Annotated in this window: 22 protein-coding genes and 3 pseudogenes; 13 read left to right on the top strand and 12 right to left on the bottom strand. The window is 70.1% G+C overall.

The genetic code is table 11. The features are described 5' to 3' along the window. Positions 1 to 34 precede the first annotated feature (34 nt). Complete coding sequence (locus OG322_RS37255) at positions 35 to 880, bottom strand: IS5 family transposase (RefSeq protein WP_123465102.1); 846 nt, start codon at positions 878 to 880, stop codon at positions 35 to 37. Between the two features lie 496 nt (positions 881 to 1,376). Between OG322_RS37255 and OG322_RS37260 the strand changes: the two genes are divergently transcribed. The 3 genes from OG322_RS37260 to OG322_RS37270 all read left to right on the top strand — a co-directional run bounded on the left by OG322_RS37260 (position 1,377) and on the right by OG322_RS37270 (position 4,509). Then, positions 1,377 to 1,928: an alkyl sulfatase C-terminal domain-containing protein gene (locus tag OG322_RS37260; protein WP_329307532.1), complete on the top strand. Its 552-nt coding sequence runs from the start codon at positions 1,377 to 1,379 to the stop codon at positions 1,926 to 1,928. A 239-nt stretch (positions 1,929 to 2,167) separates the two neighbouring features. Beyond that, positions 2,168 to 2,788 (top strand): TetR/AcrR family transcriptional regulator, encoded by a 621-nt coding sequence (locus OG322_RS37265; RefSeq protein WP_123465106.1) that lies wholly within the window; start codon positions 2,168 to 2,170, stop codon positions 2,786 to 2,788. A 62-nt stretch (positions 2,789 to 2,850) separates the two neighbouring features. Beyond that, positions 2,851 to 4,509, top strand: coding sequence for an acyl-CoA dehydrogenase family protein (locus OG322_RS37270; RefSeq protein ID WP_123465108.1), 1,659 nt, complete (start codon positions 2,851 to 2,853; stop codon positions 4,507 to 4,509). A 43-nt stretch (positions 4,510 to 4,552) separates the two neighbouring features. On the opposite strand, the gene OG322_RS37275 is transcribed toward OG322_RS37270, so the two are convergent. Continuing rightward, positions 4,553 to 5,002: a nuclear transport factor 2 family protein gene (locus OG322_RS37275; RefSeq protein WP_329307533.1), complete on the bottom strand. Its 450-nt coding sequence runs from the start codon at positions 5,000 to 5,002 to the stop codon at positions 4,553 to 4,555. Between the two features lie 67 nt (positions 5,003 to 5,069). Continuing rightward, positions 5,070 to 5,477 (bottom strand): hypothetical protein, encoded by a 408-nt coding sequence (locus OG322_RS37280; RefSeq protein ID WP_329307534.1) that lies wholly within the window; start codon positions 5,475 to 5,477, stop codon positions 5,070 to 5,072. Positions 5,478 to 5,909: 432 nt separating this feature from the next. On the opposite strand from OG322_RS37280, the gene OG322_RS37285 reads away from it, so the two are divergent. Continuing rightward, positions 5,910 to 7,232 carry a hypothetical protein gene (locus OG322_RS37285; protein WP_329307535.1) on the top strand — a complete coding sequence of 441 codons (1,323 nt, stop codon included), beginning with the start codon at positions 5,910 to 5,912 and terminating at the stop codon, positions 7,230 to 7,232. Positions 7,233 to 7,595: 363 nt separating this feature from the next. Here the strand turns inward: OG322_RS37285 and OG322_RS37290 are convergent, their stop codons facing one another. Further along, positions 7,596 to 8,798, bottom strand: a complete 1,203-nt coding sequence (locus OG322_RS37290) for an erythromycin esterase family protein (protein ID WP_329307536.1) — start codon at positions 8,796 to 8,798, stop codon at positions 7,596 to 7,598. Positions 8,799 to 8,856: 58 nt separating this feature from the next. Here OG322_RS37290 and OG322_RS37295 point away from each other — a divergent pair, with 58 nt between their 5' ends. After that, positions 8,857 to 9,642, top strand: coding sequence for a TioE family transcriptional regulator (locus OG322_RS37295; protein WP_123465117.1), 786 nt, complete (start codon positions 8,857 to 8,859; stop codon positions 9,640 to 9,642). Between the two features lie 135 nt (positions 9,643 to 9,777). Here OG322_RS37295 and OG322_RS37300 read toward each other — a convergent pair whose 3' ends face one another. The 5 genes from OG322_RS37300 to OG322_RS37315 form a co-directional block, all read right to left on the bottom strand. Further along, the gene (locus OG322_RS37300) at positions 9,778 to 10,872 is read right to left on the bottom strand and encodes a Rieske 2Fe-2S domain-containing protein (RefSeq protein ID WP_124285847.1); all 1,095 of its coding nucleotides are present in this window, start codon (positions 10,870 to 10,872) and stop codon (positions 9,778 to 9,780) included. 57 nt (positions 10,873 to 10,929) lie between these two features. Then, a complete protein-coding gene (locus OG322_RS41790) occupies positions 10,930 to 11,628 on the bottom strand; it encodes an IS3 family transposase (RefSeq protein WP_123465121.1) in 699 nt (232 codons plus the stop codon). Then, entirely contained in the window at positions 11,588 to 12,262 is a 675-nt protein-coding gene (locus tag OG322_RS37305) for a 4'-phosphopantetheinyl transferase family protein (RefSeq protein ID WP_123465123.1), read from the bottom strand. Before OG322_RS37305 ends, OG322_RS41790 begins: the two co-directional genes overlap by 41 nt. Before the next feature lie 55 nt (positions 12,263 to 12,317). Next, positions 12,318 to 12,473 carry a hypothetical protein gene (locus OG322_RS37310; RefSeq protein WP_164494444.1) on the bottom strand — a complete coding sequence of 52 codons (156 nt, stop codon included), beginning with the start codon at positions 12,471 to 12,473 and terminating at the stop codon, positions 12,318 to 12,320. A 219-nt stretch (positions 12,474 to 12,692) separates the two neighbouring features. Next, the gene (locus OG322_RS37315) at positions 12,693 to 12,932 is read right to left on the bottom strand and encodes a cytochrome P450 (protein WP_398912249.1); all 240 of its coding nucleotides are present in this window, start codon (positions 12,930 to 12,932) and stop codon (positions 12,693 to 12,695) included. A 15-nt stretch (positions 12,933 to 12,947) separates the two neighbouring features. Between OG322_RS37315 and OG322_RS37320 the strand changes: the two genes are divergently transcribed. The 4 genes and pseudogenes from OG322_RS37320 to OG322_RS37335 all read left to right on the top strand — a co-directional run bounded on the left by OG322_RS37320 (position 12,948) and on the right by OG322_RS37335 (position 14,702). Further along, positions 12,948 to 13,736: a hypothetical protein gene (locus OG322_RS37320; protein ID WP_329307537.1), complete on the top strand. Its 789-nt coding sequence runs from the start codon at positions 12,948 to 12,950 to the stop codon at positions 13,734 to 13,736. A 2-nt stretch (positions 13,737 to 13,738) separates the two neighbouring features. After that, positions 13,739 to 13,939: pseudogene (locus OG322_RS37325) on the top strand (enoyl-CoA hydratase-related protein); the annotation flags it as partial. Positions 13,940 to 14,060: 121 nt separating this feature from the next. Then, the gene (locus tag OG322_RS37330) at positions 14,061 to 14,327 is read left to right on the top strand and encodes a hypothetical protein (RefSeq protein ID WP_311316988.1); all 267 of its coding nucleotides are present in this window, start codon (positions 14,061 to 14,063) and stop codon (positions 14,325 to 14,327) included. 228 nt (positions 14,328 to 14,555) lie between these two features. Beyond that, positions 14,556 to 14,702, top strand: coding sequence for a hypothetical protein (locus OG322_RS37335; RefSeq protein ID WP_164494498.1), 147 nt, complete (start codon positions 14,556 to 14,558; stop codon positions 14,700 to 14,702). A gap of 487 nt (positions 14,703 to 15,189) precedes the next feature. Here the strand turns inward: OG322_RS37335 and OG322_RS37340 are convergent. The 3 genes and pseudogenes from OG322_RS37340 to OG322_RS37350 form a co-directional block, all read right to left on the bottom strand. Further along, positions 15,190 to 15,393: pseudogene (locus OG322_RS37340) on the bottom strand (hypothetical protein); the annotation flags it as partial. Further along, positions 15,393 to 15,591 (bottom strand): annotated as a pseudogene (locus tag OG322_RS37345) (IS5/IS1182 family transposase); the annotation flags it as partial. The pseudogenes OG322_RS37345 and OG322_RS37340, both read right to left, overlap by 1 nt. Positions 15,592 to 15,781: 190 nt before the next feature. Continuing rightward, positions 15,782 to 16,495, bottom strand: a complete 714-nt coding sequence (locus OG322_RS37350) for a DUF998 domain-containing protein (protein ID WP_329307538.1) — start codon at positions 16,493 to 16,495, stop codon at positions 15,782 to 15,784. 460 nt (positions 16,496 to 16,955) lie between these two features. Here OG322_RS37350 and OG322_RS37355 point away from each other — a divergent pair, with 460 nt between their 5' ends. The 4 genes from OG322_RS37355 (at position 16,956) to OG322_RS37370 (ending at position 19,546) form a co-directional block, all read left to right on the top strand. Beyond that, positions 16,956 to 17,204 carry a hypothetical protein gene (locus OG322_RS37355; protein WP_123465131.1) on the top strand — a complete coding sequence of 83 codons (249 nt, stop codon included), beginning with the start codon at positions 16,956 to 16,958 and terminating at the stop codon, positions 17,202 to 17,204. A 276-nt stretch (positions 17,205 to 17,480) separates the two neighbouring features. Continuing rightward, on the top strand, positions 17,481 to 17,948 hold the full coding sequence (locus tag OG322_RS37360) for a GNAT family N-acetyltransferase (RefSeq protein ID WP_329307539.1): 468 nt from the start codon (positions 17,481 to 17,483) through the stop codon (positions 17,946 to 17,948). Between the two features lie 99 nt (positions 17,949 to 18,047). After that, complete coding sequence (locus tag OG322_RS37365) at positions 18,048 to 18,386, top strand: YciI family protein (protein ID WP_124285851.1); 339 nt, start codon at positions 18,048 to 18,050, stop codon at positions 18,384 to 18,386. A gap of 2 nt (positions 18,387 to 18,388) precedes the next feature. After that, positions 18,389 to 19,546 carry an RNA polymerase sigma factor gene (locus OG322_RS37370; RefSeq protein ID WP_329307540.1) on the top strand — a complete coding sequence of 386 codons (1,158 nt, stop codon included), beginning with the start codon at positions 18,389 to 18,391 and terminating at the stop codon, positions 19,544 to 19,546. Positions 19,547 to 19,632 lie beyond the last annotated feature (86 nt).

The following is a 19,632-nucleotide window of genomic DNA, read 5'->3' on the forward strand; positions in this document are numbered from 1 at the left end:
TGTTAGAGGACGTTTCGGTTGAAAACCGGATAGTTCATGGGTTGTGCCAGGTTATGGGCGTTTCGCCGGTTACTCGCTTCGCAAGGTTCGAGATCATCGCGATGCGGATCATGCTTTCGGAGTGTGCTGGTTTGGTCTCGTAGTCGCGGGCGAGGCGGCGGTGCATCATGATCCACCCGAAACTTCGCTCGACAACCCAGCGCCTCGGTACCACGGAGAAGCCTTTGACCTGCTCGTTTCGTGGGACCACGTCGACGTCGATGCCGAGGGCGGCACCATGCTCGATGGCCTTGGTCTTGTAGCCGGTGTCGACCCACGCCTTGGTGATCGTGGGGTAGTCCGCGGCGAGCTGGGTGAGGAGCTGTTTGCCGGCCTCGTTGTCCGAGACGCTGGCGGCGGTCACGATGACCAGCAGTAACAGGCCGAGAGTGTCGACAACGATGCTGCGTTTGCGGCCCACGATCTTCTTGCCGGCATCGGTTCCCTGGGTGCCGATAGGGACGCTGGAGGCGGTCTTGACGCTCTGGGCGTCGATCAAGCAGGCGGTGGGTTCGGCGGTGCGTCCTGCCTGTTCACGGACCATCCTGTGCAGGTGGACGCCGAGATTCTCGATGGTGCCGTCGGCACTCCAGGCGCTGAAGTAGCCGAACACGGTGGTGTGAGGCGGGAAGTCGTGCGGAAGGTAGCGCCACGGGACGCCGGTCCGATTGAGGAAGAGGATCGCGTTCATGACTTCCCGCAGGTCAGTGACCTTGCCGCCGAGGTTGAGCGAGGTCTTCTGGCGCTCGGCCCGCCAGGCTGTCAAGGTCGGTTCCATCAACGCCCAGCGGGCATCGGAGAGGTCACTCAGGTACGGCAGGCGCGGCTGCGAAGAAGTCATGGGGATACTCATGCACAAGGTCTCTACCTGGGCATATCGCTCGATCGAGCGAGGCAAAAGCCGCTCTCAGTGGGTTCTTCGAACCGGACAGGAGCTACTGGCTGGAACCGGGGCGAAACGTAAGGTCATGCCTGCCGAAGCTGCTGCCGCAAATCGCCTGTTCTGCCAGTATGCGGCTAATCCTGGCGCGACAGAACCGGCGCAAACCGTCACATAAATGACACGAACGTCCTCTTAGGACTCGCTGAGAGTCTCGGGGCGGCGGAGGATCCATCCGGCGACCGCGCGGGGCGACGGCGGTCGGGTCGCAGCCGGCCGTGGCGATGTCCGTTTGAGACGCAGGTAGGCGCGGACGCGCGCGTAGCTCCCCTGGTAGCCGAGGGGAACGATCTCCTCCCACAGCTTCCAGGCATTGGTGCAGCCTGAGCTGCCCTGGGTTTCGTAGCGGCCGGTTTCTATGGTTTCAGGCAGTGTTCGTGGTCGCCTGGGATCGGTGGTGGCGGGCCTCGAATTCTTCGGGTGGGCGGTAGTCGAGGGCGGAGTGCAGGCGTTCGGTCAGGCCGACGCGCTGGAACAGCTCGGATGCGGCAGTGAGAACGGGACCTGGCGCAACTTCTACCTCATGGGCGCGCTGGAGCTGCGTCACGGCTCGGTCGGCACCCCCACCTTCATGGTGGCGCCCGATCTTCTCGCGGTACTGCCCCTGGATCAGCTGTGCGACGCCCTCGCCATCAGGGTGGACGGGCCGCGCAGCTGGGACGCGGACATCACCGTGCGCTGGAAGCTGTCCGACGGTGAGCCCCTCACGCTGCGGCTGCGCAGCGGTGTCCTCAGCCACGCCATGGGCACCGGGCGGGCCGCGGGCGCCCCGGACGTCGAGATCTGTCTGACGGTGGCCGAGGTGCGGGCCGTACTGCTCGGTGTCGTGGCCCCGGCCGACCTCGCGGCCCGCCCCGGAGTCGAGAGCACCTGGGACGTCGGCAAGCTGACCGAGCTGCTCGGCCACCTCAGCGATCCGGACCCGCACTTCGCCATCGTCACCCCCTGACCTGGTCGGCCCCGCAGCAGCGGGCGAGCGCGCGACCGTACCCGGCCCGAGCCACGGGGGCCGGGTACGGCTGCGTCACCCGTCACCCGTCACCCGTCACCCGTCACCCGCCGCCGGAGCGGCTGGGCATCAGGCGCTCCGTCGTCGTACGTCCCGTCCGGTTGGTGCGTAGTACGGGGGACGGAGCGAGAGCGGCAGGGGGCCTGGCGGGAAACTCTGAATGATGGTTCACTTTTTATATGGCCTACCGCAAGACCCCAGCCGAAATCGGCCGGCTCGAAGCCGCCAGGGAGCACCTCGTCACCTGTGCCACCTCGGTGGTCACCGAGGTGGGCTGGGCGCAGGCGTCCGTGACCGCCGTCGCCGACTCGGCGGGCATCGCCGCCGGCTCCGTGTATCAGCACTTCGCGTCCAAGACGGCACTGGCCGTCGAGGTGTTCCGGCGCGCCGCCGGACGCGAGGTCGACGTACTGGGCGAAGTGCTCCAAGGGCCGGGAAGCCCCGTCGAGCGGATCGGCCACGGCGTCGAGGTCTTCGCCCGCCGCGCCCTGGAGAACCGTGGACTGGCCTACGCGCTGCTCGCCGCCCCGGCCGAGCCGGCGGTCGGCGCCGAACGTCTCGACTTCCGCCGCCGCTACCGGGCCCTGTTCGCCCGGGCCGTCCACGAAGGAATCGAGGACGGCCTGCTGCCCGCCCAGAACGGCGAGATCACCGCGGCCGCGCTCACCGGGGCGATCGGCGAGGTGCTCGTCGACCCGCTCGGCACCCGCGACGAGGAGGCCGCGGAGGAACTCCTCGTTGAACTCGTCGCCATGGCGTTGCGCTGCGCGGGCGCCCCGCCCGCCGCTGGGCAGCCCTGACCCGGTCGGTGCGTCCCAGCCGCTTGCCCCCGCCTTACGTTCCCTTCCACTCGGAGGACCCCGTGCGCACGACCGACGCTCCACACAGCCACCCCACCACCCTGACGCACGAAGTGACCAACCAGCCGCCGCCGTTGACCGGCCATGACGTCGCCGACGACGCGGTCCTGCTGGAGGGAGTGCGCCGCGAGGGTGCGGAGTGGCACACCGAGGAACTCCACCGCCTCGGCCGCCTCGTCGGCGGCGAGGAGGCCCAGGAGTGGGCCGACCAGGCCAATCACCACGAACCCGTGCTGCGCACACACGACCGCTACGGTCACCGGGTCGACGAGGTCGAGTTCCACCCCGCCTACCACCACCTCATGGACACCTCGGTGGGTGCGGGCCTCGCCGGCGCGGCGTGGGCCGACGAGCGGCCGGGCGCCCATGTGGCCCGCGCCGCGGGCTTCATGCTGATGACGACGCTGGAGCCGGGACACCTGTGCCCGGTCTCCATGACGTACGCGGTGGTCCCGGCGCTGCGCCACTCACCCGGCCTGGCCAAGACGTACGAACCCCTTCTCACGAGCCGGGTCTACGAGGCCGGGCTGCGCGCCCCCGCCGGCAAGCGGGGACTGCTCGCCGGGATGGGCATGACCGAGAAGCAGGGCGGCACCGACGTACGAGCCAACACCACCACGGCCGCCGAGGCGGCCGACGGAACCTGGCGGCTGCGCGGGCACAAGTGGTTCACCAGCGCACCGATGAACGACCTCTTCCTGGTGCTGGCCCAGGCGCCCGGCGGGCTCTCCTGCTTCCTCGTGCCCCGCGTGCTGCCGGACGGCAGCCGCAACACCTTCCGGATCCAGCGGCTCAAGGACAAGCTCGGCAACCGTGCCAACGCCAGCAGCGAGCCTGAGTTCGACGACACGGTGGCCTGGCTCGTCGGCACCGAGGGCAAGGGCGTACGCACCATCATCGACATGGTGACCATGACACGCCTGGACTGCGTTCTCGGCTCCGCGGCCGGGACCCGTGCCGCACTCGCCCAGGCCGCCCACCACGCCCGCCACCGAGCGGTGTTCGGCGCCAAACTGATCGACCAGCCCCTGATGCGCAACGTGATCGGCGACCTCTCCGTGGAGTCCGAGGCCGCCACCACGCTCGCGCTGCGCCTGGCCGGCGCCGCCGACCGGGCCCAGCGGGGCGACGCGGGGGAGCGCGCGTTCCTGCGGCTCGCCACGGCCGTGGGCAAGTACTGGGTGTGCAAGCGGCAGCCCGCCGCTGTGGCCGAGGCGCTGGAATGCCTGGGGGGAAACGGCTATGACGAAGCGTCAGGAATGCCCCGCCTCTACCGGGAGGCGCCGCTCAACGGCATCTGGGAGGGCTCGGGCAATGTGAACGCCCTCGACCTGCTGCGGGCGCTGGGGCGCGAGCCCGAGTCCCTCGACGCCTTCCGCACCGAGATCGAGGCGGCCTCGGGCGCCGACCGGCGGCTGGACGCGGCCTGGCAGGCGCTGCGCGGCGAACTCGTCCTCACCGAGGACGCTCCTCTGCGCGCCCGCCGTCTCATCGAGCGCGCCGCGCTCGTGCTCCAGGGCTCCCTCCTCGTACGGCACGCGCCGGCTGCCGTCGCCGACGCGTTCTGCGCGTCCCGGCTGGACGGGGACCAGGGCCTGGCATTCGGCACCCTTGCGCCGGGCACGGATTTCGCCGGGCTGCTGGAGCGGCTCCCCGCCTGACGCAGGGACGGCGGGGGCCGGCGCGCGGCCCACCCCGTGCGGCTCAGTGCGTCGGAGCCGGCGATGTGCAGGCGTCGGCGACAGCCGCCGTGTCCCAGTAGAACGGACGGACCTCGGTGATCCGCCCGTCCTCGACCGTGACCGTTTGCAGGATCGGGAAACTGAGTTCACGGCCGGTCGCCCGGGCGCGGGCACGGACCTGCGTGAGCACGACCGCAGTCTCACCGGTGGCAAGGAACTCCTGCTCGACCATGTCGAACGACTCCCACACCTGTGCCATCCGGAGGAAGAAATCCGTCATGCTGTCGTGTCCGCGCCATGTGCCCCCATAGGGCAGAGCAGCTGCTTGGTACAGCGTGACGTCCGGGGCGAAGAAGGGGGCGAGGAGGCCGAAGGAGGCCTCGCCGGGACCGCCGGCCGCCAGGTACTCGGCCTCGGCCGCGTACATGCCGGTGAGAACGGTCATTGAGTCCGTAGCTGATGACTTCGTCATGCCGCCAGCATGATCACCGCAGTCCGGCCGTGTCCGGCGGCAAACAGACATCGTTGTCGAACGGCAGTTACTCGTGCGGTTCCCGCCCGGACCGGTCGCCCGCCACCAGCTGCCGTGCGGCAGCCGCATGACGTATGCCCGCCGGGTAGGGCAACGCCCGCACCAGCTTCTCGGCCCGGTCCAGGGCCTCCCGCGCGGCGTCGTCGTCCGCGAGCCGGAACAGGGACACCGCGAGGGCGATCCGTGCGTCCGGCTCGGCGATGCGCTCACCGGTCCGTCCGGCCCGTTCGGCCTCCGCGTGCGTGAGCCGCCGCGTCGATTCGGCGTGTCCCGCCCGGAGTTGCCCCAGGCCACAGCACCGGGGCCTCCTGGGCGAAGCCGTCCACCGCGCGGAGCGCCTCGCCCGGAAGGCCGGTACGCGGGGCGAGTCGGCGCGGGCCGTGCGTACTTCATGGCAGGCCTGCCGGTCCATCATCCCCGCCGCGGACCTCGGCCCGGTCCAGGAGGGCCGCGGCGTTCGAGGGAGCCCCAGTGCGTATCCGGACCAGGGCCGGCGTCGCCAGGCTGTACGGCAGACACCATGCGTCGTCCGGCTCGGCGATCGCCACCGCTGACCGATCGGCAGGCCGGTTGACGGTGAGTGCTGTGGCCGCCCATGCGGCGGTTCTGCGCCGGGGCGATCGGGACAGGTGCATCGGGATGCTCCTCCAGGAACGGTACGGAGGAGCCCGGACGCCAGAAGAGCAGCATGGCCCCGTTCGGGTCCCTGTCGAGACTCCGCATCCGCATGGGTGCCCTGAATGGCCCAGCCCTGCTCGCGCCCGCGCGCCGCAGGCCGTTCCCTGACAGACAGACAGACAGACAGACAGACGAGCCGGACCGGACCGGACCGGGCAGGGGAGCAAGGGTGGAGGACGGAAGGGCACGGGAGGATGACGGCTCCGGGCAGTCCGAGCAGTCCGAACTCGAAGGTCTGCGCACGCGGGTGACAGCCCTTGAACGCGGAGTGGCACGGTCGCCCCGGCACCGCGGCCGGTCCTTCCTCGCCGCGCTGCTGATCACGGTCGGATGCCTGCTCACACCCCTCTCCGTCGTCGCCGCCTGGGCGGCCGACGAGGTGGGGGACACCAGCCGCTACGTGGACACGGTCGGACCCCTGGCCTCCGACGCCGATGTCCAGGACGCCGTGGCCGGACGGGTGACCGACGCGCTCATGACCCGGATCGACCTCTCCACCCTGCTCGCCGACGTGGCGCCCGCGGACCGGCCGCGCCTGGAGAAGGCCCTGGGGCGGCTGGGTGACTCACTGGAGGCCGCGGTCCGCAGCTTCGTGCACGACAAGGCGAGCGCGGTCGCCGCCTCGGACGAGTTCAAGAAGATCTGGACCGAGGCCAACCGCCGGGCGCACAGCGCCGTGGTCAAGGCTCTGACCGGAAAGGGCGGCGGGGCGCTCACGCTGACGAACGACGCGGTCACCCTCGACCTCGGCCCGGTCGTCGAACGCGTCGAGCAGCGTCTGGTCGACGCCGGGATGACGGTCGCCGGGCGGATCCCCGAGATCCACACCGACATCACGCTCGTCAGGTCCGATGACATCGGCAAGGTCAAGACGTACATGCGGGTCCTGCAGTTCCTGGGCAACTGGCTGCCGGTCATCGCCCTCGTCCTGATCGCCGCCGGTGTGCTGCTCGCGGTGCGGCGACGGCGGGCCCTGGTCGCGGGATGTCTCGGCGCCGCCGTCGCCGCCGGTGTCCTCGGCATCGGGCTGCGCATCTTCCGGGGGTTCTACCTGGACGCGCTGCCGGCCGACGTCTCCCAGGGCGCGGCGGGCGCGGTCTACGACGCCCTGACCCACTTCCTGCAGACCACGGTCCGGATGGTCGTCGCACTCGGCGTCGTCATCGCCCTGGCGGCCTGGCTCACCGGTCCGGGCCGACGCGCCGGACTCGTACGGCGGCTATGGGTCTCCGGCATCGCGGCGGTGCGTTCCACCGCCGACGGTGCCGGACTGCGCACCGGGCCGGTGGGGCCCTTCGTGCGCCGCTTCCGCACCTGGATCACCTGGGTGCTGGTGGCCGTCTCGCTGCTGGTCTACCTGCTGTGGTCGTACCCCACGGGCTGGGTGGTTGTCGGGCTCGCGCTGTGCCTGCTGTTCCTCATGGCCGTGGTGGAGTTCCTGGCGGCCCGGCCGGCCACGGGGGACCGGGAACCGGTGGCGCCTCCTGTCTGACCGGCCGCCGCCACCCCGAAGGTGATCTCGGACATGTTGTTCGGTGCCTCGCCGGTCAGACGCAGCACATTGGTCCGCCCCTCGACGATCGAGACATGGACGTCCGTGCCGGCAGCGATGTCCGCCTGATCGGGGAGCGGATCGCCTGCGTCGTCGCGCAGGACGACGTCGCTCCCGCAGCCCGCGATGGCGTCCGACCGGTCCCGGAAGGCCCCGAAGAGCCCGTCCGGGTCGGGCAGCCCCGTGGTGTCCGTGACCGAGGCGACGGGCCGTCGGGTGGTCGTCACCCGACGGCGACCGACGACAACGCCGCGAGGTGCGGCACCAGACCCCGCGAGCCCAGCATGATCCAAACGAAAGACCCTAGCTCTGCGGGACGTCCTTGACGAAGACGATCCCGTCGACTCGGGCCAGATGGGCCGGGTCGAGCGGGGCATAGCCGTAGTAGGGGGACACGCGGGGTTCGGGCCGCGTGTCGCCGAGGGCGATGGCCAGCCGGGGAGCGTCGACGACGCAGCGGTCCTCGGGGAGCGCGTACAGGAGCCCCTCGACGGTGTCCGGTGCCGGGGTGTCCACTCCCTGGTGCCGGATCGTGCCGAGGACCGTGGCCACGAAGGCATACTCCGCACCCAGGTGTGCGCTCACGTGCGCGCCGGCGCTCCACCACTCCAGCGGCAGGCCGCCCATCCGCGTCGTGCTCTTGTCCCGCTGAAGGTGCCCGTTGTGGGCGTGGACCAGCGCCGGGCCCCGTTCGGCGATGGCGAGCAGGTTGGCGGCCATCATCGAGTCCCGCAGGCTCACCAGCCATGTCATGCGGCTCGGCGAAGTGTCGGCCATCCGGAAGTGGTACCGCAGCAGCCCGGTGGCGGTGCGCCCGTACAGGCGCGCCCGGTCCCAGTCGTCCCACGAGGTCGCGGTGATCAGGTGTGGCGTCTGCGCGTCGAGCAGGGCCACCAGATCGTCGGCGAGCAGCCGCAGCTCCCCGGCCTCTTCCGACTGCCCCACGGACTGGGTCGGGTCCATCATCGCGGCGGGATTGGTCCACCGGTCGTCGGTGCCGAGCAGGCGGTCGAGCGTTTCCGCGGTGCAGGGGAGCAGGCCCGCGTCCACCTGGGCCGAGAGATAGCCGTGGAGCGCGGTAAGAGCGGGCCGGGGGCTCGCGGCGCCGGTGATCTCCAGCGGGCCGTCGAAACCGGCGAAGCGGATCCGCTCGGACGCGGGGCGGCCGTCGTTGTGGGCGCGCATCCAGCGCACGAGCTCGCGGTTGGCCGCTGAGGCACCCCAGCCGTGGCTGAACCCGTGCTCCATGACCTGGTCGAGAGTGCCTGTGCCGGAAGTGACGTAGCCATCCACGACCAGGCCCATCAGACAGTCGCTCTCGATCGCGATCGTCCGGTAGCCCTCCTGCTCGACGAGCTGGCGGAAGAGCTCGTTGCGCACGTCGAGCAGAGCGTCCTCGCCGTGGGTGGGCTCGCCCAGAGCGAGCAGCCGCGGCCGGGCCGGGAGCAGTTTCATGACGGCGGAGGCCTCGACGGCATGGGCGATGTCCTTGATTTCAGTAGCCATGCCTTCAACGGTATCGTTGAACCCTCGATTGAGACTTTCCCGCGATACTGGCAGGACGATGAGACGAAACCTTCAAAACGGTGAACGGCTCAGGCCGGTTGATCTGGCGCGCGGGCACGGTCTGTCCACCCAGGCGATCAGGAACTACGAAGAGGCCGGCATCCTTCCGGCCGCCGGCCGCTCACCCCACGGATACCGCACCTACACCCCGCTGCACGCGGGTGCCCTGCGCGCATTTCTCGCCCTGGTGCCCGGCCACGGCCACCGGACGGCGACGTCGATCATGCGCGCGGTGAACGAGGGCGCGGCCGATGAGGCGTTCCACCTCATCGACGAGAGCCACGCCCAGCTCCACGACGACCGCCGGACCCTCCAGGCTGTGGAGAGCGCCCTCCGTGACCTGGAGCCCACCACGGCGTCCGGGGCCGGTGCGGGCTCGGACGCCGCCGCGACCCCCGGGCCCGGTGGCACGTTCATCGGGCCGCTCGCGGGGAAGCTCGGAATCCGGCCCGCGACGCTGCGCAAATGGGAGGGCGCCGGGCTCGTGAGCCCGGGCCGCGACCCGCTGACCGGCTACCGCGTCTACGACGAGGCCGACGTACGCGATGCCCGGCTGGCCCACCAACTGAGGCGGGGCGGCTATCTGCTGGAGCAGATCGCCCCGCTGATCGCCCAGGTGCGGGCGGCCGGCGGGCTGGAGCCGCTGGAGGCCGCACTGGGCGACTGGCGCGGCCGGCTGTCCGCCCGCGGGCGGGCGATGCTGACCGGGGCCGCAGAGTTGGAGGCGTACCTCCATCAGCGCGATGCCGCTTCGGCCGCCGGTGTCGGCCCGGTCCTGGACTGAGCCCCGCCCCTCACCGCACGCGAGATGAGACGGCCGCGCACCCTCCGAGCCGTCCAGGAGACCGGGCGCGACAGAGGAGTTGCGCGAGGCGGACATGAGCCGGAGAAGCCGCTGAGGCCGGAGCAGTCGTCGGAGTCAGGGGAGTGCGGCTCCGTCACCTCCCTCGCTGTGGCTGAGCCACGTCACGGGGTCCCTGGCGGGCGGCTGCGGGTAGAACCGCCGGGCCCAGCGCCGGAACGGGCCGATCGGGCCGTCTCCGGCGGCCAGCCGAGGAGGTTGCTGGTACTGCTTGTGATGCCAGATCGGGAAGTCGGCCGCCGTGAACTCGCAGCTGGAGCGGAAGATGACCCGGTCCAGAAGCCGAGCAGCAGTGCGGCTGACCGCCCGCGCGAGCGGCGGCGGCAGCCGGCCCGGCTCGGTGAAGGCGATGCGGTTCAACTGCCGGAACTGCATCCGGTTGGGCGCGATCGCCGTCGGCATCACCATCGTGCACATCCGCAGCCCGAAGCGGGGCGTGTGCACGTCGGCGTGCAGGCAACCGAGCCCGTATCCGTCCACCTCCACATCGACGGTGAAGCTGCCCACGAGCGGCGCCGTCTCATGGGCTCGCACAGAGACGTGGAACGCGTCGTCGTGGTACACCACCGGCCCGCCGATCTCGGCCTTGACCCAGCCGTGCAGGGTGGCGAAGTGCCCCAGGTCCACCGAGTTCTCGATGACCTCCTGGACGTTCCCGGCCAGCTCCCAGGCGGCCGTGCGGGCGGGCCGGTGGCCGATCTCGTGCCAGCGGGGGACCCACCAGTCCGGAGCACGGCCGTCGTGGTGACGCCAGACGAAGACGGCGCCATTGACCTCGTGCACGGGCAGTTGCGTCAACGGGGAACGCGGCGGCGGCGTGCCGTATCCCGTGCGCACGCACGCACCGTCGGGGCCGAACGCGAAGAAGTGGAAGGGGCACGTGAGCTCGTCCCCGTCCACCGTCGCCAGGCCGAGATGGGCACCGAGGTGCGGGCAGTACGGGCGGACGGCCCGGAGCGCTCCGCTGCCCAGCCGGTACAGCACGACGTCCTGGCCCGCCAGCGGCCGGGTCAGCACGGTGCCCGGCCGCAGCTCGTGCGAGAACGCCAGTGCGGACCAGCCGCTCGGGTATGGCAGGGCCGGCGCACCAGCGGCGTCCGCCGGGGTCGGACCCTCACTGATGGCGCGCCCGTATTCGGGTGACACTTCCACGACTTCCCCTTCTACGATCCGTCGCCCGGAGGCTGCCCAGACCGCCGCGCGATTCCCTCAACCCATCCCACGCCACCCGAACGGAGGTGCATGCGAGCCAAGTTGACGTCGCATGCGTGCATGTGCCGAGCCGCGCTCACCGCGGACGGTGCGGGCCGCGGCGGCCAGGTTCGCCAGGGACGCTGCGGTCTCGGGCCGGGCCCGGGTCTTCAGACCGCAGTCGGGGGATCCACAGCCGGTTCGGCCCCTCGGCGGTGAAGTCCCGGTTGACGAGGTCCGGGGCGAGTGTGGCTTGGGATCGCGACGCGTGAAACCCTTGTGGCGCGGGCTGAGACCCGCCAGAACGGCCTCGCGCATCAACCGCTCGACCCGTTTGCGGCTCACGTGGACGCCCTCGCGTTTCAGCATGGCGTGCACGCGCCGTGACCCGTGGACGCCATCGGACCCGGTGTGGATCTCCTTGATCTGCTCGGTCAGTTCAACGTCGCGACGCCGCCGCTCGCAGGGTTCCTTCTCGGCGTGGCGCCAGCGGTAGTAGGCGGAGGGGGCGATGGAGAGTTCCCGAAGTACGCACTCGACTCCCAGGTACGGATGCTCGTCGAGGAGCGCGGCTACCTGGGCCGGGTCGGGTCGAGCTGCGCCGCGAAAAACACCGAGGCCGTCCGCAGTACGTCGTTCGCCCGCTTGAGCCCGCGGGTCCCCGAAGGCGCGACGGCTACCGGTGCGCCGTCCGCCGCAGGGCGATCGCGGTGACAAGTACGCCCTGGCGGGAGAGCCACCGGCCGTTGAATCCTTCGATGCGTCGCCCGTCGACGGTGGGGCCTTGGACGAGCAGTTGCGCGGAGAAGGTGCCGTCGTCGGGGTCGATGCGCAGGTCGGCTTCGGTGAAGTCGAGTCCGCGCTCGGTGAGCGGGAACCAGATCTTGAACACTGCTTCCTTGGCGCTGAACAGCAATCGGTCCCAGCAGACTTCGGGAGAGTGTTGCGTCAACGCGTGGACCCGCGCCCGCTCCTGGGGCAGCGAGACGAACTCCAGCAGGTCTTCTGTCAGGGGAAGGTTGGGCTCGGCGTCGATGCCGATTCCCACGAACGCAAAGGAGCGGCCCATGGCGGCGGCCCGGAACCCGGGACAATGGGTCAAGCTGCCGACGATGCCGTCGGGCCACAGGGGTTCGCCGCGCTCACCCGACAGCACAGGCGCCGGCGGCACGCCCAGTTCGCGCATGGCGCGGCGCGCGCACATGCGGACGTTCGCGTATTCCTGCCGGCGCTTGGGCCGGGCGCTCGCGACGGCGGCGGCCTCCTGTGGGTACAGGGCGGTCAGCGCCGCGTCGTAGTCAACGAACGTGCTGCCCGTGCCGATGGGGGAGGGTAATATCTCAGCGATCACGACAGCACCCCTTGTTCACGCCCTCGCTCCCGAGCTTTCGTCCCATGCGCCGCGCTCACCGCGATCGGGCGAGCCTGAAGCCGAGGTCCTCGGCGGCAACCTCGACCGTCCAGTCCGTCATCGTGCCCTCGTCCCGCAGCACGATCTCTCCAGCGGGCAGGTCGATCATGGGATCGGCGGCCAACCGGCGCAGCGTTGCTCCACGCTTCATCGCCGCCCTACTCCTCCACTTCGGGTCGTGTCCTCAACGTGCGATTACCGTCAAGGCACCCGCAGGAGTCATCAGGGACTCCCGGTCTGTTCAGCCGGACAACGGTGCGAGCGGGCCGGCGCTTTGCGCCGCGTTCGTCTTACAGGCGCAGGGTGACCGGGCCGGCTACTCCCGGGTGTTCCCCGGTGCGGGATACCCGCACCGGGGAACACCCGCTGCTCAGCCCTGTCCGGCGCTGAGCGACACCGGCAGAGACCTCAGCCCGCGCAGCGCTGTCCCCGGCTGCCAACGGAGCTCCGCCGGGTCGGCGGCCAACCGGATGTGCGGGAAGCGCTCGATGAGGCGGTCGAAGGCGATCTGCGCCTCCAGCCGGGCCAGTTGCGCTCCGACGCAGTAGTGGATGCCGTGTCCGAAGGACAGGCTGGCGCCAATCCCGCCTCGGCAGCACAGGGAGATCAAGTCAGGACGGTGCGGGTGGCCGATTCCGGCCAACAACATTTGCCGACAGCGGCGAACTTCATCTTGTCGGGGACCTCACCGGGCGCGAAGGCCCTGGTCATCGCCACCGACATCACCCGCTTCATGGTTGCGGAGAGCGGCGACGCGCTCTCCGAGGACTGGTCCTTCGCCGAACCGAGCGGCGGTGCCCGCGCCGTGGCGATGATTGTCAGCGACACCCCGCACGTTTTCCAGATAGACGTCGGCGCGAGCGGCTACTACGGCTACGAGGTGATGGACACCTGCCGTCCGCTGCCCGACAGCGAAGCGGGCAACGCGGATCTGTCCCTGCTGTCGTACCTGGACTGCTGCGAGAACTCCTTTCGCGAGTACCAACGGCGTGTCGGTGACGTGGACTTCGTTTCGAGCTTCGGCTACCTCGCCTTCCACACGCCCTTCGGCGGAATGATCAAGGGCGCGCACCGCAATCTGATGCGCAAGGTGGCCAAAGCGCGCCCGGCGGCCATCGAGGTCACGCTGATGACCCAGCCGTTCACCGCCGAACAGGCCGTGAACTGGCACCTCGTCGATGCCTGCGCGGACAGCAGCGACAACCTGCTGCGCCGGCACCTCCTGCGGCTGCGCTATCTGCCCAAGACGGGAACGGCCCGCTACAAGCACTACCTGCGCGAGCTCGATGACCTTCTGCTCCCCTCCCGGGACAAGGCCGTCGCGGCCAACCGGGAGGTGTTCTCCGACCAGGAGAACCTGCGCAAGATCGAGCGCTATGTGAACACCGGGCAGTTCCCCTGGGAAGGAGAGTAGGAATGCAGAGCCAACCCGTGGAATACCGGGAGATCACCCCCTCCATCGTCCAGATCACGATGCAGGACACGGTGCACAAGAACACCTTCTCCGATGAGCTCATCACCGGCCTGCAGGATGCCTTCGCGAGGGTCGGGGCGAACGAGCGGTGTAAAGCCGTCGTACTGACCGGCTACGGCAACTACTTCGCCAGCGGCGGCACCAAGGAGAGCCTGCTGCTGATCCAGGAGCGGCGCATCAGTTTCACCGACGCCGACATCTACGGCCTGGGAGGCGCTCGCGCGCTGCGGGCTCACCCACGCCCGCATCAACGCGACCAAGTCGATCACCGGGCACGGGCTCGCCGCGGCGGGGGCAGTGGAGGTCGTGGCCACGCTCCTGCAGATGCGGGAGCAGAAGCTGCACCCGACCCGCAACCTGGACGATCCACTCGACGCCGCTCTGGAAGCTGTTCTGGTGGCTTTTCAGGCTGTCGCCGACTCTCTCCCTGAACATCGCGACCAGCATCCGCGCGAAATCCACGGCGAAGGAGATCCCGAACTCCAGCGAGACCGCCTCCGCGACCACCGCCCCGCCGGAACCGTCGACTGATCCAGCACGAAACTTCCGTCGGCTTCATGAGAGAGCGAGGGAAGAGACTCTATGTCCACGCCGCAGAGGTCATAGACCTCCGCCCGGTCGATGGAGTTGGCTCCCAGGTCGCGCAGCGAGTCGGAGGGTTCGAAACGGTGGTCCTCCAGTTCGGGGATCACCTCGCGGATGTGGTCCACGATCAGGTCGAAGACGCGGGGCTCCGGCATGTGGTCAGCCTCTTGTGTAGTGGGACGTGATGAGGGCCCGGACCTCGGGCTGATGGAAGGTCTTCGCGTGCATGGCCACCTCGCGCTCGATGCGTTCCGCACGGCGGTCAGTCTGAGCATGGGCTTCGGCGGCATCAGCTCGGCGATCTGCCTCGAAAAATGGTGACGCCGAGCACACCGCGGACCGGACCCACGACAAAGACCCCTCGAAGGCGCGACGTCGTCGTCACCGGCCTGGGCCCGCGTCGCTCTCCGCCAAGGCAGCCCTGACCACGCTGTACGAGGCATGGCACGAGGCCGGGCTGGAGGAGGCCGATCCGTCCCCCGGGACTTTCGGACGGTTTTCGAATATCGGCACTTGGGAAAGCACGCCTATCCTTCGCTCACCCGCAGCCTCGATCAGAATCTCAACCGCCTGCTCCATGCGGCGTTCAGCCCCTCGGTTGTCCATTAGCCTCGATCTTTCGTGATGGTCCGCCGGTTTCTTCGGCGGGCCGTTTCGGTTGTTCGGGCTGGCGGTGGTCAGGCTGATGGCCCGGCTGTCGCGTCGGATGGGCGCCGGGTTCCACGGCTCCGGCGGGAGGGTGCTGCTCGCAGGGACGGGAACGTGCTGGTCAGCCGGGGTTCGGGAGAGCTTCGAGTCGCGCCAGGGCGTCGGTGATGCGCAACTGCGCGCAGGGGTGCGGGCGTTCCTTGCGGACGGTCAGCCGCATTACCTTGGGCCAGCCCCTGAGGACGTCGCCGTCGAGTTCGGCGACCCAGGCGGCGGCGGTGTTGCTACCTGCGTTGCCCGGCCTGAGCAGGACGGCCACCGGCTCTCCGCTGCCACCGCTTCCGTGATCGACGAACCCGATCAGCGCGAGGTCAAGGCCCTGTCGGCCAGGGTCATGTCCAACCTGGCGCGGGCCGTCCACGGCGTCGAGGAACGCGCGGGCGGGCCATGACGTCGGCGAAGGGAGGCGCATCGCCAGCCTGTCCGGCGGTCAGAACAAGGCTCAGCGGCCGTCGACGGCGAGGTGGGTCTTCGTGGTCGGTCCGCCGCGGGACCGCTGGAACTTGTGGGTGATCGCGTCGACTACCTCTCGGGGTCACGCCATCGGCCACCCCGCTTCGGCGTCCCAAGCCGTAGCCGTAGCCGTAGCCGTAGCCGTAGCCGTAGCCGTAGCCGTAGCCGCAGCCCCGCATCCGTGCTGAATGCATGCCTCAACTCGCCATATTCATATACGGGTTGACGGGAGTCTGGGTCTACCGGTCGCGCGTAAGCGCGTCATCAGCTGCGAGCCGACCGTGGGACGCGTCCGTCGGCCCCGCATCCTGTACGCGGGTGGCTGCCCGCCGGGTCAGACCGTGGAGGCCGACAGTCAGCGTCCACGCCAGGAGGGGAAACACCGCGACCCGTTCCATGCCCCCCATGCCGAGCCCGAGATAGCGCTGGGCGAGGAACAGCCCCAGGGCCGCGATCGCCGCGATGCCCAGCAACCCCGTCGCACGGCGCAGTGGGGCCGGAACGTGTCCGGCCAGGCCGAATCCCGCCAGGAGAAGACCGATGTTGCCCGCTCCCATGATGAGCAGGGCACCCAGAACATGCTGGTTCTCGTTCACATCCGCAGGGGCGAGCCCGGCCAGCACGAAGACGACGCCGGCACCGGCCAGCAGTACCCGGGTCACGGCCGCGGTCCGGCCCCTGCGCCACAGAGCTCCACCACCGGCCAAGGCGGCGCCGACGACGAGCAGTGTCCCCAGAGCGATGAACGAACCGTTCATCAGGCCGTGTTCGGGTGAGCAGATGTACCGGGGCTCGGGCTCCGGCTGAAGGGCACAGTGGGCGTTGCCCAAGTCGCTGATGTTGTTCTGTGCCCAGCTGTACGGTCTCGCCCAAGCCGACTCGGCGATCACGTGGACGGCCAAGAACTGCACCACGCCCACGGTCCATGCGCCGTATCCGATCCGAGCCTTCAACGGTCCACCTTCCCTCGCACGGTTCCTGTGCGGACAGCGGATCACGCGGCGCCGGTCCCCGGCACGCCGACAGACCCCCTGGGCCGTGGTGGGGCAGTCCCCACCGTGACGGCGCCCCCGGGGGAATGCGTGAGCCCGCGAGGAACGGTCACGCCGGTCCGGCCGGCCAAGGGGGCGGTGTTCCGCACCCCGCCGCGTGACCTGGCCCGGGCCCCACGTTCTCAGTGAGCGTGATCCGCGCTCCTGTGGGACGAATGTATTGCCCACCTGGAGCAGGCCGTCGCCGTCGGAGCCGGGAGGCGGCCGAAGACGGACAGGGACGGACTGACCGAGGTGACCTGCCAGGGGCACCGCCACCACTGACCGGTAGCCGTCCGGAACCGCGGTGGCCATGCATCAGCGCCGGTCATCCGGGTACCTGCACCGGGTACAAACGCCTACGGGAGGAAGCGAGAACACTGTGAACGACCTTCACCCGAAAGACCCCGGGAACAGTGGGAACCCGATTCCGCGGGACCCGCCCGATCAGCAGGCCACGGCCGACGAGGACCCCTTGGACGTGGTCGGCGGCTCGATGCGGCCGACGGCCGACGAGCACCCGGACCTGGAGCTTCCCGACACGGACGAGGCGGGCACCGGCCGGCGCGGCGCTCCGCACGCGGGCCATCGCCATCCCGACCACCCTGTGCCCGACGAACCGTCCGGCTGACCCCGGGATCCCGACGACACCCGAGGGCGGGCTCGGCTCCGGGCTGACGATGATCTGCCGAGGACGGCGGCCGCACCGGTTCGGCCTGAACGTGCCGAACGAAGCGCTCTTCACCCTTGTGCGAGCGGCGGAACCCGCGGGCGTGGATCATAGGTGCATGACCCACCTGGGGGAGCGCCGCGTCGCTGTCTTCACCGGCCCGGCCGTGGACCTCAGACCGCTTCGGCCGGACCGGGCGGCGTGGTGCGACGATGTCCTGGAAGGCGAGGTCCGCTGATGAGCACCGGTGCGGTGAGGGTGCGCCACGCACGTTCCGCCGATCTCCCGCACATCGTCCAACTCGTGGCCGAACACGCCCGGTACGAGCAGGCCGAGCAGCCGCCCGCCGACCTGGCCGGGCGACTGGAGTCACTGCTCTTCGGCACCGCGACTCCGCGCCTGCGGTGTTTCGTCGCGGAACTGGACGACGCCGGGATCATCGGTTACGCCTCCTGCGCCCCCGAGCTGTCCACCTGGGACGGCGCGGAATACCTCGCCATGGACTGTCTCTTCCTGCGGGACGGCCACCGCGGTCTGCGGGTCGGCCCGATGCTGGTGGAGGCCGTGCGGGCCGAAGCCCGCGTCCTGGGACTCACCGAGGTCCAGTGGCAGACCCCTTCGTGGAACGCGGACGCGATCAGGTTCTACGACCGCCTGGGCGCCAGGGCGAAGGAGAAGCGGCGCTTCTTCCTGTCCGCGGGCTGAGCCCGCTGCCGCTGCCCGGCACCGGTGACACCTTTGGTGTCCCCTGAGCCGTCGCTCGTTCGTTGTGAGGGTGAGAGCCCGCTGATTCCGGAGGCCGCGATGCAGTACGCCCTGATGATCTACACCGAGCCCGGCCACGAGGAGAACCTGTCGGAGGAGCAACGCGAGGCGGCGTACGCCGAGTATCTGGCGTTGGCCGACGATCCGCGGTGCGTCGGCGCCGAGCAGCTGCAGTCCGCCGGGACGGCGACGAGTGTGCGCGTGGTCGGCGGCCGGACCCTGATGACCGACGGCCCGTTCGCGGACACCAAGGAGGTGCTCGGCGGCTTCTGCCTGATCGAGGCGGCCGACCTGGACGAAGCGATCGAGATGGCGTCGCACGTCCCGGCCGCCCGGCTCGGCGGCGCTGTCGAGATCAGGCCGGTGGTACAGCGCTGAACGTGCTGGAGCAGGTCTTCCGGGACGAGTGGGGCCGGGTGCTGGCGTCGCTGGTCGGGTTCCTCGGTGACTTCGACAGGGCCGAGGACGCCGCGCAGGAGGCGTTCGCCGTTGCGGCGCAGCGCTGGCCCGTGTCCGGTGTTCCGCCCCACCCGGGTGCGTGGCTGGTGACGACGGCGCGCAACCGGGCGATCGACCGGATTCGCCGGGAACACACGCTGGCCGGGAAGATCCACCTGCTCCCGGTACCCGAGGCCGTCATGGACGAGTTCGACGACACCGTGATCAAGGACGAACGACTTGAGCTGATCTTCACCTGCTGCCACCCGGCGCTGCCGCTGGAGGGGCAGGTGGCCCTGACACTGCGGGCCCTCGGCGGCCTGGAGACCGCCGAGATCGCTCGGGCGTTCCTGGTCCCGGAGGAGACGATGAAGCGGCGCCTGTCGCGCGCCAAGAACAAGATCAGGGCGACCGGGATCCCGTTCGCGGTTCCCGGCGTGCAGCTGCTGCCGGACCGTGTCGACGCGGTGCTCGCGGTGATCTACCTGATCTGCAACGAGGGCTACCGCGACCGGGTCGACCTCGGCGCCGAAGCCATCCGCCTGGGACGGGTGCTCACCGCGCTCATGCCGCACGAGCCGGAGGCGCACGGGCTGCTGGCCCTGATGATGATCCACCACGCCCGGCGGCGGGCCAGGTTCTCCGGCGACGACCTCGTCCTGCTCGACGACCAGGACCGGTCGCTGTGGGACACCCGCCGGATCGCGGAGGGGCGGGCGGTGCTCGACCGGGCGCTCGCACTGGGCGGGCGCGGCGCCTATGTGGTCCAGGCCTTGATCGCGTCGATGCAGACGCGGGAGCGGATCGACTGGCCCCGGATCGCCGCGCTGTACCGGCGGCTGGTCGAACTCACCGGCTCCCCGGTGGTCGAGCTCAACCACGCCGTGGCGGTCTGCCAGGCCGGCGACCCCGCCGCGGCGCTGCGCGCCGTCGACAGCCTCGACCTGGACGGATACCTCTACTTCCACTCGACCCGCGGCGAGTTGTTGCGGCGTCTCGGGCGTGACACCGAGGCCCTGGACGCGTACCGGCGGGCGCTCGAACTGGCCACCTCGACCCCCGAGCGGCGGTTCCTGACCGGGCGGCTCGAAGATCTCTGACCCGGGCTGTCCCCTGGGCGGGTGCTCGTTCGTCGCTTTGGTATGAGGGACAAACCAGTGGTCCTGCCCGGGGCGGTCCGTGGCGG

It is taken from the genome of Streptomyces sp. NBC_01260, assembly GCF_036226405.1.
Lineage (GTDB): Bacteria > Actinomycetota > Actinomycetes > Streptomycetales > Streptomycetaceae > Streptomyces > Streptomyces laculatispora.

Bases quoted from the DNA above. Each gene is read 5' to 3' on its own strand.
- OG322_RS37360 (WP_329307539.1), top strand. From the start codon at position 17,481: ATGAGCACCGGTGCGGTGAGGGTGCGCCACGCACGTTCCGCCGATCTC.
- OG322_RS37290 (WP_329307536.1), bottom strand. From the start codon at position 8,798: ATGGCTACTGAAATCAAGGACATCGCCCATGCCGTCGAGGCCTCCGCC.
- OG322_RS37295 (WP_123465117.1), top strand. From the start codon at position 8,857: ATGAGACGAAACCTTCAAAACGGTGAACGGCTCAGGCCGGTTGATCTG.
- OG322_RS37280 (WP_329307534.1), bottom strand. From the start codon at position 5,477: ATGATGGACCGGCAGGCCTGCCATGAAGTACGCACGGCCCGCGCCGAC.
- OG322_RS37265 (WP_123465106.1), top strand. From the start codon at position 2,168: ATGGCCTACCGCAAGACCCCAGCCGAAATCGGCCGGCTCGAAGCCGCC.
- OG322_RS37365 (WP_124285851.1), top strand. From the start codon at position 18,048: ATGCAGTACGCCCTGATGATCTACACCGAGCCCGGCCACGAGGAGAAC.
- OG322_RS37310 (WP_164494444.1), bottom strand. From the start codon at position 12,473: ATGAAGCGTGGAGCAACGCTGCGCCGGTTGGCCGCCGATCCCATGATC.
- OG322_RS37255 (WP_123465102.1), bottom strand. From the start codon at position 880: ATGACTTCTTCGCAGCCGCGCCTGCCGTACCTGAGTGACCTCTCCGAT.
- OG322_RS37275 (WP_329307533.1), bottom strand. From the start codon at position 5,002: ATGACGAAGTCATCAGCTACGGACTCAATGACCGTTCTCACCGGCATG.